Origin of the sequence: Ruegeria sp. HKCCD4884 (genome assembly GCF_013110855.1) — a bacterium.
Taxonomy (GTDB): Bacteria; Pseudomonadota; Alphaproteobacteria; order Rhodobacterales; family Rhodobacteraceae; genus Ruegeria.
The window spans coordinates 293,609-306,086 of record NZ_WVRJ01000004.1 but is presented as its reverse complement, the minus strand read 5'-3'; the positions used below and the strand labels follow the sequence as shown (position 1 = coordinate 306,086).

13 protein-coding genes are annotated in these 12,478 nt (G+C 56.8%); 5 read left to right on the top strand and 8 right to left on the bottom strand.

Going from position 1 to position 12,478, the window contains the following annotated elements; all coding sequences use genetic code 11:
- The first annotated feature begins 85 nt into the window (after nt 1-85).
- Nucleotides 86-562, top strand: a complete 477-nt coding sequence (locus GS636_RS08565) for a pyridoxamine 5'-phosphate oxidase family protein (RefSeq protein ID WP_171669146.1) — start codon at nt 86-88, stop codon at nt 560-562.
- Between the two features lie 3 nt (nt 563-565).
- Here the strand turns inward: GS636_RS08565 and GS636_RS08560 are convergent, their stop codons facing one another.
- From GS636_RS08560 to GS636_RS08540, 5 genes are all read right to left on the bottom strand, one after another.
- Complete coding sequence (locus GS636_RS08560) at nt 566-973, bottom strand: universal stress protein (RefSeq protein ID WP_171093507.1); 408 nt, start codon at nt 971-973, stop codon at nt 566-568.
- A gap of 73 nt (nt 974-1,046) precedes the next feature.
- Nucleotides 1,047-1,364 (bottom strand): antibiotic biosynthesis monooxygenase, encoded by a 318-nt coding sequence (locus tag GS636_RS08555; protein WP_171093509.1) that lies wholly within the window; start codon nt 1,362-1,364, stop codon nt 1,047-1,049.
- Nucleotides 1,365-1,505: 141 nt separating this feature from the next.
- Complete coding sequence (locus tag GS636_RS08550) at nt 1,506-3,791, bottom strand: glycosyl hydrolase family 28-related protein (RefSeq protein ID WP_171669145.1); 2,286 nt, start codon at nt 3,789-3,791, stop codon at nt 1,506-1,508.
- Nucleotides 3,792-3,929: 138 nt separating this feature from the next.
- Complete coding sequence (locus GS636_RS08545) at nt 3,930-4,331, bottom strand: DUF4864 domain-containing protein (protein ID WP_171184075.1); 402 nt, start codon at nt 4,329-4,331, stop codon at nt 3,930-3,932.
- A gap of 48 nt (nt 4,332-4,379) precedes the next feature.
- Entirely contained in the window at nt 4,380-5,954 is a 1,575-nt protein-coding gene (locus GS636_RS08540; protein ID WP_171647344.1) for a lysine--tRNA ligase, read from the bottom strand.
- A gap of 380 nt (nt 5,955-6,334) precedes the next feature.
- Here GS636_RS08540 and GS636_RS08535 point away from each other — a divergent pair, with 380 nt between their 5' ends.
- The 3 genes from GS636_RS08535 (at nt 6,335) to GS636_RS08525 (ending at nt 7,968) form a co-directional block, all read left to right on the top strand.
- Nucleotides 6,335-7,072 (top strand): class I SAM-dependent methyltransferase, encoded by a 738-nt coding sequence (locus GS636_RS08535; RefSeq protein WP_171669144.1) that lies wholly within the window; start codon nt 6,335-6,337, stop codon nt 7,070-7,072.
- Entirely contained in the window at nt 7,069-7,443 is a 375-nt protein-coding gene (locus tag GS636_RS08530; RefSeq protein ID WP_171093518.1) for an EamA family transporter, read from the top strand. The genes GS636_RS08535 and GS636_RS08530 overlap by 4 nt, the downstream gene beginning before the upstream one ends.
- A gap of 102 nt (nt 7,444-7,545) precedes the next feature.
- A complete protein-coding gene (locus tag GS636_RS08525; protein WP_171093520.1) occupies nt 7,546-7,968 on the top strand; it encodes a tellurite resistance TerB family protein in 423 nt (140 codons plus the stop codon).
- A 26-nt stretch (nt 7,969-7,994) separates the two neighbouring features.
- Here GS636_RS08525 and dacB read toward each other — a convergent pair whose 3' ends face one another.
- From dacB to GS636_RS08510, 3 genes are all read right to left on the bottom strand, one after another.
- Nucleotides 7,995-9,473, bottom strand: a complete 1,479-nt coding sequence (dacB, locus tag GS636_RS08520; RefSeq protein ID WP_171669143.1) for a D-alanyl-D-alanine carboxypeptidase/D-alanyl-D-alanine-endopeptidase — start codon at nt 9,471-9,473, stop codon at nt 7,995-7,997.
- Between the two features lie 66 nt (nt 9,474-9,539).
- Nucleotides 9,540-10,160 carry a nicotinate-nucleotide adenylyltransferase gene (locus GS636_RS08515; protein WP_171669142.1) on the bottom strand — a complete coding sequence of 207 codons (621 nt, stop codon included), beginning with the start codon at nt 10,158-10,160 and terminating at the stop codon, nt 9,540-9,542.
- A 32-nt stretch (nt 10,161-10,192) separates the two neighbouring features.
- A complete protein-coding gene (locus GS636_RS08510; RefSeq protein ID WP_171184066.1) occupies nt 10,193-10,663 on the bottom strand; it encodes an MOSC domain-containing protein in 471 nt (156 codons plus the stop codon).
- 138 nt (nt 10,664-10,801) lie between these two features.
- Between GS636_RS08510 and ettA the strand changes: the two genes are divergently transcribed.
- Nucleotides 10,802-12,469, top strand: coding sequence for an energy-dependent translational throttle protein EttA (ettA, locus tag GS636_RS08505; protein WP_010442471.1), 1,668 nt, complete (start codon nt 10,802-10,804; stop codon nt 12,467-12,469).
- Nucleotides 12,470-12,478 lie beyond the last annotated feature (9 nt).

Here is a 12,478-nt window from a genome sequence, read left to right as displayed (position 1 = left end):
AGGCAATCGGATCGAAAGGTTGGCGGGCCGCCGATTTACGCTTTAGTGTCACTGCCAAACCCTGATTGCGAGGTCTCGCCAAACCGTGACCGGTCCCTACCAAACCCCAGACGAAACGGTCCGCGCGCAGGCCAAAGAGCTTTTGGAGCAGGCGCGGTTTGCTGCGTTGGCGGTTTTGCATCCTCAGACGGGTTTGCCAACACTGTCCCGTATCGCGCTGGCTACGGATACGGATGGCTGCCCTGTCACGCTGATCTCGTCACTGGCCGAACACACCCAAGCCCTGAACGCCAACCCGAATTGTGCCCTTCTGGTCGGAAAGCCCGAAGACAAAGGCGACCCGCTGACCCATCCCCGTCTGACACTTCACGCTGTGGCGCATTGGGTATACCGGGACATGCCAGAGTATGCCCCGCTGCGTGAGCGGTATCTGAGCCTGCGGCCTAAGGCAAAACTGTATATCGATTTCGCCGATTTCAGTTTTGTCAGGTTCGCCATCAAGGATGGTTTGCAGAACGGCGGTTTTGGCAAAGCCTATCGCCTGACAGCAAGTGATTTCTGACGTTCAGCGCACCACATGCACAGCACACCCAGCATGTCGTACGACATGTGAAGCAGTTGAACCCAGCAGCAGATCCTGCATGCCCGGACGGTGCGACGCCATGATGATCAGGTCGGGAGAGTTGGCTTCGGCCCAATCCAGAATTGTGCGGCCAGAGTGTCCTTCGATCACCAATCCACGCGCATTTGGCAACTGCGCTGCCAATTCATCCAATTCCGTCTGAATCGCCTTGCGTGCTTCGGTCAGGTATTCGGGCGGCATATACGAAATCGCATAGTTCGGAATATGCTCGACCACATGCAGCAATGTCACCTGCGCGTCTGGTGTGGCCAACAGTTGAGCCAGTTTCAACGGCCCGGAGGTGTCTCTTTCAGCATCGAATGAGATAGGGACAAGAATGTTGTGATACATAGCGTGAGCCTCCGTTTTGCAGGCTCACTTTGAAACAAATTAATACTGCAGGCTTTGATTCAGGTCAGGAATTTCAGAATGTCTCCGCCACGTCATACATGACCGGCTCAAAGCTTTTGCATAGTTCGTTGATCTTGCGGTTGCGGTCGCGCATCTCAGGCGTCCGCAACATGGCCAGAAAATCTTCGCGCCGTTCCCATTGCGAGTAGTTGGCGATTCGGGTTTGCGCGTCGTTCACATGCAGCCCTGCGGAAACAAAACCCGGCTGCTTGGAAATGAATTCGGCATAAGCGTCGGTCAAGGCTTCCAAAAGGTCCTGACAAGTACCCGGCGTCATTTCGAAGGTTGTGATAACTGTTTGAACACTGGCGTCTTTGGCGATTTTCGGCATCGGGATTCTCCATTTGCTTTCCTCAACCTAGCACACCCAACAAAAACGTCGCCTATTTCCTGTCACACCGCAAAGCAACTCGAGGTGTTCCTGGCAAACCCGAAGAATTGGCCGCCCTATTTAGAGCGGCCAGTGCTGCCATTATTTTTCCATCCGAATCAACGCAGTGACTTCGCCCTTAACCTGCTCAGGCCATCTCAGGGTCAGGCTAGCACCCAGCGACCCCTGCTCGGGCAGGACGTGAGGTGCCGCAAAAACCTGGTTATTGAAAACCCCGGTAAGCCCACCGAGCACGGTAATGCTGTCGCAACTACGCGCTTTACCATTGAACGGCAGTTCTCCATTCGACAAAACTGGCCAATAACTTGCGACCGAGTTTTGCTGACGCCGGACTCTCAGCGGGTGCGCGGTCATTTTTGTGACACCGTGGTAGGTGTTGTTCTGGAACGTCACATTCGTGTGCCTGTTGTTGTTGAGATCCGCAAAAGATGTGTCCACCCTTTCCACCCGATTTATCGAACCACTAGTGGCCCGAAACTTGTTTCCAGTCACAGCCAAACCATTCAGGAAATGCCCGGCCCCATAAGGACGAATAATGATAAAGCTGAACCAGGACGGCGCCTGACTTGAATAGAAGATATTGTCCGTGATGCTCATGGCGCTGAACGAGAACCCGCTGGTGAAAGCGGGCGACGCGTCCCGTTCATTGGTCCATTCGATGAAACAATTGTCGACATAGTTTTCGGCAATAGTGGAACTGTTATACGTGCCGATCATGATCAACCCAGCGGTGCGTACGCCTTGCGGAATGCCATCACCTTGGAAAAAATGATTACCGAGAACCATGTTGTTGTCACCGCCCAGAACGGCAAAGTGTTTAAAGCGCACGGCCTGGTTGTGGCGCAGTTTCACGTCGTTCGAATTGGTGTTCAGCCCGATTGACGATCGATCCGTCACAGGCAAGGATTCTTCCGCCGACAGGAACTGACAATTGTCGATCAGCATCCCCTTGCACCCTGTCGCAATCGAGGTGATCCCCCGGTCTTTCGGGCGGCTGACAAAACAGTCTTTCAACTGGAATGTGCCGCCCGACGTGGCCAGCCGAATGGCGCTGCATCTGCTGTTGCACTGAAACTCGATCTGCTCCATGCCGAATTTACGCAGTGTGTTGAAGCCGCTGAAATCCAGAAGGTACTTGAACGCGTGGAACGTGAACGTCTGCGTGCCCGACGCATCATAGATTGGCGCGTTCAGGATGATCTCACCAGCACCAACGTTTTTTGACCGCACATAGATTTCGCGGCCCACACCACTGCCCTGCACCAACGAACCCACAGGAATATTCGCCACATTGGCCACATTGGTCAGTCGCGTTCTATCCGAAGGATCATAGGTTGCCACCGATGTGAAGGTCTCGGTATCCCAGGCCGTGCTGCTCTTGACATCGAACTGACCGTTGCGGATCACGCGGCGGGTGGAAAAGCCTTGTTTGTTCGGAACCGCTGCGGCCATGTCTATCGGAGCCGTTACCGAGATTTTGCGACCGCCCAGGTCAAGCGATTCATGATCCGCGTTATTCAGCAACGCCTGAAACGCCTTTTTGAAAGCAAGCTCTTCATCACCGAAGGCCGCAATGTAACTTGGCAGATGGAAGTCTTTGGTCAGCAACAGCATCTTGTCATCCGGCATCGTAACGGTGCCTTCAAACTCCATCTCAGAGGTCATGCTGGTGTTTTCCCCAAGATAGTAGTTTCCCTGCGGAACATAGACGCGACGCCCGCCAGCGGCCTGATCTGCGGCCTCAAACGCGGTGGAGTCGTCCGTAACACCATCACCGACCGCGCCATAATCCCGAACATCCACCAGACTGATCATTTCACGAAGGAAGACATTGGTGACGTCGGATATCTCAAGATCATCCACGCGCACCAAGGCACCGTTGGCCCCTTCGATGTCCAAGCCAAAATGCCCATACAACGCGGCAAGACCCCAAGGCATATCCACTCCCGGACGTTGGCCGGTGCCAACTATCGCCGTAATTTCATGCACTGAACCATAACCCGATAGCTGAGTTGCCGGACCCTGCTCCACAACGCCTGCAACATGTGCATCCCCTGCACCCCCGGCCCAAGCGGCAATCCGCACCGAAGGCAATGGCCCGCTAATCGCTTTGACACGCGCTTTGATCTGCAGGTAACAACCGGGCAATATCGGCGTCTGCCCCATATAGCGCAGCTGCTGTGTTGTGTTCACTTTCAGAATCTCAAGACAGCCACCAAAATCCGCATCCGAAGGCGCAAAAACCCCTGTGCCGGACCCGCCATAGGTCGGCGAGCCCGGAGTCCCGTCCCCGGCAGACCAGACTGTCAGGCCATTCGCGAATTGAGGTGGCATGAACACGATGCCGTCAGTGATTGCCTTGTTCATTGAAATCCCTTTCTCAATCGCGTCGCGCAGGTCATGCGACGCGTCCAAACCCCGTGTTCAGGTCCACCCCGAACGCGAAAGTCTGGATACCGAAAGGGAATTAACCACGGCTCATCTCACCGTGACGGTGGTGTTGCCTCAAGCCGCAGGGTCAGCGTTACCCAACAATTGAACGCCATTTATTTTCCAACCACCTTCCAAAGGGATCATTTGGTAGTCCAAAATGTGAACGCGCCCATCGCCGTCGGTGATCATGACTTTCTGCCACAATGACCCGGCAATCTCGCGCAGTTCCAGAAAGCGTACATCAGCAGGTCGCCAAACCATGGGATACCCGTTGCGGACCATTGCTCCAAAGTTGTCCGGATTTTGGAAGAGCCGCTGAATGTTTGGGCTGGCGAAAGTAAAGGCCGTCGCGAAATCATCGGCCTTGAAGGCTTGTATCTGCGCCGCGATGTTCGCTTCGATTTCAGAACTTTGGGCATACGCCCCCGACACCAGTCCGGCACTCAAGGAAAGAGCAAGCAATAATCGACGCATGGGGCCACCTCCTGCAGATAGGGTAGCCCCAGACCTGTTCAGGTCAAATCAGACCAGCTCTCCGGCCAGTGCTTTGTCGATCAGAGCAATTGTTTCCGGCACACCATACAGCGCGATGAACCCCCCGAAACGCGGGCCTTGCGACGCGCCAAGAAGCACTTCGTAAAGGGCTGTGAACCAGCCGCGCATCGGGTCAAACCGCTCGCGCCCGATCGAATAGACCACCGACTGCAGCGCCTCATCCTCGGTGGGGCCATCATAGGCTTCAAGCGCAGCCTTCAGTGCCTCCAGTGCCTCGCGTTCCTGATCCGTCGGTGCGCGGTGCTTGCGCGTCGGTTTGACGAAGTCGTTAAAATAACGCACAGCGAACCCAGCCGCCTGATCCAGGTCAGGGTGGCTCTCGGCCGTTGCGTTGGGCGCATAGCGGCGAATAAAGCCCCATAGCGTTTCTTTGTCCTCCGCCCCCGATACGGATGCGAGGTTCAGCAACATCGCAAAGGGCACGATCAGCGTCGATTCAGGAACGTCACCACCATGGATATGCCAGACCGGGTTGTTCAACTGCGCCTTCAAATCCTGCCCCGGATAGGCACGCAACTGCTGATGATACTCATCGTATGCTTTCGGGATCACATCAAAATGCATCCGCTTGGCCGTTTTGGGCTTCTGATACATGAAATACGCCAAGCTCTCGGTTGGCGCATAGGTCAGCCATTCGTCAATCGACACGCCATTGCCGGACGACTTCGAGATTTTTTGACCGTTTTCATCCAGGAACAGCTCATAGCTGAAATGCTCAGGCGCACGGCCGCCAAGCGCACGGCAGATCGAGTCATAGATCTTTTCGTTCGTCGCGTGCTCTTTGCCGTACATCTCGAAATCGACACCCAGAGCGGCCCAGCGCGCGCCAAAGTCCGGCTTCCATTGCAGCTTCACATGGCCCCCGGTGACGGGAACGGTCCATTCCTTGCCTGTCTCATCGTCAAAGGTCACGGTGTATGTTTCAGCGCAGACCTTTTTCATCGGCACATACATGACCCGCCCGCTTTCAGGGTGCAGCGGCAGGAAAATCGAATAGGTCTGCTGGCGCTCTTCACGCAAACTCTTGAGCATGATCGCCATGATCTCATCATAGCGTTCAACCGCACGCTTGAGAATTTCGTCAAACTGCCCGGATTCATAGAATTCTTTGGCCGAGTAGAATTCGTACTCAAACCCAAATGTGTCTAAGAACCGCCGCAGCATCGCGTTGTTATGCGCGCCAAAGCTGTCATATTCACCAAACGGATCCGGCACCGAGGTCAAAGGGCGCTGTAAATGCTGCTCCAGAATCTCCGGGTTCGGCACATTGCTGGGCACCTTCCGCATCCCGTCCAAATCATCCGAGAAACAGATCAGCTTGGTCGGAATGTCAGAAAGCGCTTCGAACGCACGCTTTACCATTGTGGTCCGCGCAACCTCACCGAAGGTACCGATATGCGGCAGACCCGAGGGGCCATAGCCGGTTTCAAACAACACATACCCCTTTTCAGGCGCACCTTTCTGATAGCGTTTGAGCAACCGGCGCGCCTCTTCAAAAGGCCAGGCCTTGGACGACATCGCGGTTTCACGCAGTTCAGACATTTCAATGTGCTCCATCGGGAAAGGTGCCTTGGTTGCCCCATGCAACCGGACCGGCCCCTCCTATTGTGCCAGTGCAGCATGAGTCAATAAAGCACTGGCCCGTTTCCTGCCATAACTGACCAGAAACCGGAGTTTCCCCATGCTCAAAGGGCTAAAGTCTCCTGCACTACTCCGAATAGTCGAACGCTGTCTTCAGTCGGTCCGTGACTCAGGTTTCACAGCTCAGCCTTACTGAAGCCACAATGCTGGGGCGATTGTACTCTCCGAAACAAAAAAGACACGGGCCGCACGCTCTGACTTGGGCCGCATATTTCACGGGCTTCTCGGGCCATGTATGACTAGGGCAAGATCAGGAAGCTTACCGGACCACAGGACAAAAGATGCGACGCGAAACGACCAATCTGATCCGCTTTGTGCTTGAAGACATCGTACCGCCAATCTTACGCGACAGCGCCGCCTTTCACTGGCTTGCTCGTCGGGTCTGGGGTGAACATATAACCCGGCTGGCGGCATTCCGTGAACGTGCGCCTTTTCTGACAGACGAAGAATACGAAACCCTGTATCGCGACCATCCGCGCGTTCATGACGGAACCGACAATTCCGAAGCCTGCATAGATCGGATTGCCAAAGACATCGTGGGCGACAGCATCTGCGATGTCGGTTGCGGCACTGGTGTTCTTTTACAGCGTATCCGTGCCCAGCGCCCAGACATAGCCGCCATGACCGGCGTGGATTTTGTGATCGACGACGCGGAAGCTCTGGACAACATTACCTATGTCGCCGCGCGGATCGAAGATCTGCCCTTTGACGACAACAGCTTCGACACCGTTGTCTGCACCCATGTGATCGAGCACCTGCTGGATTATCGCCAAGCGATTGCTGAACTGCGCCGGGTCGCGCGCAAGCGCGTCATCATTGTGGTCCCGCGTGAGAGGGAATACCGCTACAGCTTCAATCCGCACTTTAACTTCTTCCCCTACACCCACAGCTTTTTGCGCGCTGTACATCCCAGCCCAAGCGTACATGTCTGCGAAGATATCGGGCGCGACATCTATTACTGCGAAGACCGCCCTGTAGATCAAAGCAACGAAAAGCCCGTAAAGGACCAGGCGGCATGAGCGCCACCGCGCCAACGGTATTGATCTGGACGGGCTTGCTGTTGACGCCTGTCATGATTTCCGCCGGTCAGGTGTTGTTCAAGCTCGCAGGTGGGCGGATCGACGGACGCGACGCCACAGGCTTAGTGGGCGTAGTACACACCCTTTTTGACCCTTTTTTGCTTGTCGCACTTGCGATCTACGGATCCGCTACCATCCTTTGGATTTATGTGCTTAGACATGTGCCTTTGTCACAAGCTTATCCGTTCATGGCGCTTAGTTTTGTGCTGGTTCCCCTCGCCTCGTGGCTGTTCTTCGGCGAAACGCTGGGGCTGCGCTATTGGATCGGGGCCGGGCTTTTGCTGAGTGGAATGGCAGTGATGAATACCTGACCGGTTCAACCTGCCGCACAAACGCCGCAAAACAAGATGTTGAACCTGCCCTGCCCCCCTTCTATCCTGCGCTTTTGAAGAACCCCAAGCAGGATGCACCGAATGACCGAACAAGTTCCCCACCCGATGTCCCCACAGGATTGCCTTGTGGCGATCATGGTTGCGATTTCGGCATCTGACGAAACGATCCGAACTGCTGAACTGGTCAAGATCGAAGTGGCGGTGAACATGCTGCCGGTCTTCGCCGGATATGACATAGATCGTATGCGCCACGTATCACAGATCGTGTTTGATCTGTTTGAACAGGAAGACGGGCTGGATGCTCTGTTTGGCCTGATCCGCGACAACCTTCCCGAACGGCTGAACGAAACGGCTTATGCGCTGGCCTGCGATGTTGCCGCCGCAGATGGATCGCTGGCCGAGACCGAGCTGCGTTTGCTAGAAGAAATCCGGTACGAATTGAGTATCGACCGCCTACACGCAGCCGCAATTGAACGCGGTGCCCGCGCGCGTCACGCCGTATGACAACTGGCGTCGTCGGGTTTCACAGCTTAACTGCCATATAGCGAACCCCACCGTTCAAGCAGTGCGCGTTGCAGCTTTCGCGACCTTCGGTTCCAGCTGCGCGCGCCATCCGGACGTTCACGCTGAGCACGTGGTATTTGTGCGCGTTTCGCCACGTCTGCCGTGAAGATAGCAAAGGCCAGGTCGACCCCGTCTGCTGTTGTCAGGAAACCGCCCAGCCCGGAAACAAAGTTCAGTGTCCCTGTCTTGGCGTCAACCTTAACTGGGTGGTTCTTGACGACCCGACCATTCCGATCGGTCAAAGCAAAAGGTTTCATCAACGGGCGCAGTTTCCCTGCCTTCTGTGCGACCACCAAGGCCGAAACCAGATCTGCGGGTACAATGCGCGAAGCATCACCAAGACCGGAATGATCGACCATGGCGATACCGTTCACACCAAAACTCTCCGAGGCCCACCGGTTCATCTCGGCCGCCGACTCTTCCAAGTTCCCAGGAGAGACACCCCGTGCCTTTGTCGCCGCCATTCCGACCATCTCAGCCGTCAGATTGGTCGAATATTTCAACATCCCGCGTAGAATGCTCTCCAAGGGATCACTGCGATGCACCACAAGATCCACGCCCTGCGGGCTTTGTCGTGTTACTTGCACCCGCCCCAGCACAATCCCGTTTGATCGCGCCAATGTTCTAAACACATCGCCAGCGTAAAGCGCGGGTTTGCGCACCGGTAACCAGCGAGCCCCACCATTGCCCAGCGCACCCTTCGCCACGGTCCAGCGATCCTGCCGCGCGCTTGGTTGATAAGTATAAATCGGCAGGCTTCGGCTCTCGACCCGCATCGAGGCCACGTCGACCGCAGGAACATAACGCGCACTGCGTGCGTCCATGCTGACGTCATATCCTTTGCCCGCGCGCTTCCACTCAAAGTGTACCCGGTTGAAATTCAACGAAATCCCGCTGATGGCAGGACTGTACCCCACATGATCCGGCTGTCCAGGGTCGATGCTGAACACAAATGGCAGCGCGCCGTCATAGACCTTGAACGCACCGCGCACCTCGGTAATGCCAGCCTCGCGCAGGTTGGCCGCAATCGTGGCCAGCGCATCTGTGTCCAGCAAGGGGTCTCCACCGCCTACAAGGATTAAATCGCCATGCAGAATGCCGTTTTCGATCCGACCATCTGCCACCAAACGGGTTTCAAACCGGTGATCCGCGCCCAGAACATCCAGCGCGTAAAGTGCGGTCAACGCTTTGCCGACACTGGCGGGGGGCAAGGCGGCCCCATCGCCAAACACCTCCAGCTGCGCCCCGGTCGCCACATCCGCAACCGCGAAAACAACCTCGCCCTTTAATCCAGCGGCAGCCACCAGACGCTCGGCCCCGCTTAACGGCACCCCACGGATCTGCGGCCTGAGAGAAACTAGCGGGGCCTGCGCAAGACCTGCCGCCGGGATCAGAGACGCCCCAAATCCCCCCAGAAACACACGACGTGAAAAACGATCAGCCATAGCTGAATTAAAATCCCACAGAATAAAATCGCACAACCTCTCGCTGAGATTATGCGCCCATAGGGGCTATTCCGGCAACACTTGCGCGCGCCACTCTCCGCGCGTCCGGATTTCGGTCGAGCTGACATCAACCATCGGCACATTGACGAAACACCAGGCCGGGGCTTGCGCGCGACCGAGCAGATGCCGCGCCTGCCCGTCGATCCGGTATTTCGCATAAAGCCGCGCCGCCGGGGACATCCGGGCCGAGATCCGATCCCCCGGCCGCGCCACCACTCCAACAGGCACGCTACCCATGATCAGCCGCCAGTCTTTCCATTTGTGGAACTGCGCCAGATTGTCAGCCCCCATCAACCAGACAAACCGAACCTGCGGATACAGCCGCCGAAGCGCTGCCAGAGTATCCGCCGTCGCCCGCGTACCTGTAAGCGCCTCGATATCCGTCACGTCGACCTTCGGGTGCTGCATCACAGCTTTCGCAGCTTGCAACCGCCGCGCCATCGGGGCTGGCCCATGCTCCTTCAACGGATTACCCGGCGATACCAGCCACCACACCCGATCCAGCCCAAACGCCTTCATCGCCTCACGAGTGACATGTACATGGCCTTTATGCGGAGGATCAAAAGACCCTCCGAACAGCCCGATCACCTGCCCGGGTCGCGCATATGGAATATGATAACGCTCCATCCCCTGCTGATGTTCAGAACTCAGGGGGGTTGTCAATCAACAGGTTGCACCGCATCACCCAGCTTGACACGCCCCGGGCGGAGGACTTCGGCACACCAGCCCCCATGCCCACGCACGGCAGAATACCCGCCTTTGCCCAGCGCTTCCTCCATCCGACTGCACGGCGCGCAGATCACGGTAAACCGCAAAATGGCTTCTCCTACCTGAACATCGCGCCCTTTGAGCGCAGCCAGATTGATCCCCGACACCACCAGATTCCGCCGTAGGATTTCAGGCGCAATCGGCCCCTGCCCCAGATACGACCCAATCGCCGTCAAATGTTCCTGCTGGATCAGAGTCACCGCCCGCTTGCCAGCGTGGCCACGGTCGCCGTCGAGCCCGTCAGTGGCGATCAATACGTCGTCCGCAATATTCATCACTGACCGCCTCTCAGACCGAAGGCCGATCCATTCGACACGCCCCGGCTGCGCCCAACCTTCAATCAACTTTGCCAATTCAGACAATCTATACCCCTTGTATGATCAAGCCTGTTTAGGTGAAACCGGCACTAATCGAAATTCACAAAACCACCAGCTTGCCCAGCACGCCCGCCTCGGATATCCAACGTTTCAACTCAATTTCCCCGACCCAGAGGACGCGACATGGCCGCCTATCAATATGTCTACCACATGCAGGGTGTCTCCAAGACCTATCCCGGTGGCAAGAAGTGCTTTGAAAACATCCACCTGAGCTTTCTGCCCGGCGTGAAAATCGGTGTCGTCGGCGTCAACGGCGCGGGTAAATCGACGCTGATGAAGATCATGGCCGGCCTCGATACCGATTTCACTGGTGAGGCTTGGGCGGCTGAGGGTGCCAAGGTCGGCTATCTGCCGCAGGAACCGCAGTTGGATGAATCGCTGACCGTCCGCGAAAACGTCATGCTGGGCGTCGCCGCGAAAAAGGCCAAGGTCGACCGCTTCAACGAAATCGCCATGGAGATCGCCGAGAATTATTCGGACGAGCTGATGGAGGAGATGACCACCCTGCAGGACGCGATCGACGCGGAAAACCTGTGGGACCTCGACAGCCAGATCGACGTCTCGATGGAGGCACTGCGCTGCCCGCCGGACGATGCCAATATCGCCAACCTCTCGGGTGGTGAGAAACGCCGCGTGGCGCTCTGCAAACTGCTGCTCGAAGCGCCCGACATGCTGCTCTTGGACGAACCGACCAACCACCTGGACGCCGAGACTATCGCGTGGTTGCAACAGCACCTGATCGACTACAAGGGCACCATCCTGATCGTCACCCACGACAGGTATTTCCTGGATGACATCACCGGCTGGATTCTGGAACTCGACCGTGGCCGGGGTATTCCTTACGAGGGCAACTATTCCGCATGGCTGGAACAAAAAGCCAAACGGCTGGAGCAGGAAGCCCGCGAGGACAAGTCCAAGCAGAAGACCCTGCAGCGCGAACTGGAGTGGATGCGTCAGGGTCAAAAGGCCCGTCAGGCCAAATCCAAGGCCCGGATTAACGCCTATAACGAACTCGCCGAGCAGTCCGAACGCGAAAAGCTGACCCGCGCCCAGATCGTCATCCCTAACGGCCAGCGCCTTGGTGGCAAGGTGATCGAGGTCGAGGGTCTCTCGAAACACATGGGCGACAAGCAACTGATCGAAGGGCTGGATTTCGCCCTGCCCCCCGGCGGCATTGTCGGCGTCATCGGCCCCAACGGCGCGGGGAAATCGACGCTCTTCAAGATGCTCACCGGTCAGGAACAGCCCGACAGCGGCACCATCACACTGGGCGACACGGTCGAGCTGTCTTATGTCGACCAATCGCGCGACGACCTGAAAGACAACGACACTGTGTGGGAGGCGATCACCGGTGGCGCCGAGATCATTCAGCTGGGTGACGCGCAGGTCAACTCCCGCGCCTATTGCTCGTCCTTCAACTTCAAAGGCGGCGATCAGCAGAAAAAGGTCTCTCTGCTGTCAGGCGGTGAACGCAACCGCGTCCACATGGCCCGCCTGCTGAAAGAGGGCGGCAACGTCCTGCTGCTCGACGAACCGACCAACGATCTGGACGTCGAAACCCTGCGCGCGCTGGAAGACGCGCTGGTCGATTTCGCCGGCTGCGCCGTTGTGATTTCGCACGACCGCTTCTTCCTCGACCGGATTTGTACGCATATTCTGGCGTTTGAGGGTGACGCACATGTGGAATGGTTCGAGGGCAACTTCGAGGACTATGAAGAGGACAAAAAGCGCCGGTTGGGACCGGACGCGCTGGAGCCCAAGCGGTTGAAGCATAAGAAGTTTGCGCGGTAGGATGGCAAA